Here is a 1,015-nt window from a genome sequence, read left to right on the forward strand (position 1 = left end):
CCGGGGTGAGCTTCGGGTCGTTCTTGAGCGCGTTGCGGATCAGCTGCATGGTCAGCGTCGACGCCCCCTGCCGCGCGCCGCCCCGGCCGGCGTCGGCGACCAGCGCGCGCAGCACGCCCTTCGGGTCGACGCCGCCATGCTGGTAGAACCGCACGTCCTCGGCGGCGACGATCGCCTGCCGCATCACCGGGGCGATCTGGGCGAGGCCGATGTCGTGCCGGTCCTCGTCGTAGAAGCTGGCGATCAGCGTCCTGCCGTCGCTCGCGTAGACCCGGGTGACCTGGTCGGTGACCGGCTCGAGCACCTGCTGCGGCAGCCCGTCCTTCCGGACGCCGGACCAGTACGCCCCGGCCACGCCGGCGAGCAGGCCGATCGGCACCGCGACCACGATGACGAGCACGCTCACGAGCAGGAGGAGTCCTCCGAGCCGCGCCGGGACACCGGCGCGGCCGGTCGCACGAAACGCCATACGTCGTCCGTACTCCGGGAGTCTGAGATTTCGCTGGACCGGCGGCCCGGTTCGGTCGTGACCTCCGCCACGGCGGTGTTCAGCGGGCAGGTCCTGCGCACGGACGCCGACAGCTAACGCGCGTGGCGCAGCGCCCAGTCGAGGGCGGTGTCGGCGATCTGCTCCCAGCCCGGCTCGGCGCACGTCCAATGCGACCGGCCGGGCACCTCGACGAGCTCGGTGACGGTGCCCTCGCCCTTGTAGTGGTTGGCGTTCGACCGGTTCACCGACGCGGGCATGATGTGGTCCTCACCGCCCGCGATGAACAGCAGCGGAGCGCGATCGGGATTCTTGAAATCGACCCACGTCTCCTGCTTGCCGGGCTTGAAGTTGGCGATCAGCCCGTAGGCCCACACCCAGCTGCCCGGCGCCGGGATGGCATAGCGGTCGTAGGCCGCGTGCGAGTCTTCTTCGGACAGTGTGTTGGTGAACGCGTAGTGCCACTGTTCCGGTGTGAAGCCGGCTGCCTGGTGGCGCTTCGCCGGGTTGTTGAGGATCGGGAAGAGC

General features: G+C 70.1%; 2 protein-coding genes. Both read right to left on the reverse strand.

All coding sequences use genetic code 11. The annotated features are described in order from the left end of the window. A partial coding sequence (locus AB0M20_RS45675; protein WP_364307948.1) for a biosynthetic peptidoglycan transglycosylase occupies positions 1–469 on the reverse strand: 469 nt, incomplete at its 3' end. A 113-nt stretch (positions 470–582) separates the two neighbouring features. Further along, positions 583–1,015, reverse strand: a 433-nt coding sequence (locus tag AB0M20_RS45680) for an alpha/beta hydrolase (RefSeq protein WP_364307950.1), incomplete at its 5' end; no start/stop codon positions are given.

It is taken from the genome of Actinoplanes sp. NPDC051633 (assembly GCF_040681735.1).
Classification (GTDB): Bacteria; Actinomycetota; Actinomycetes; order Mycobacteriales; family Micromonosporaceae; genus Actinoplanes.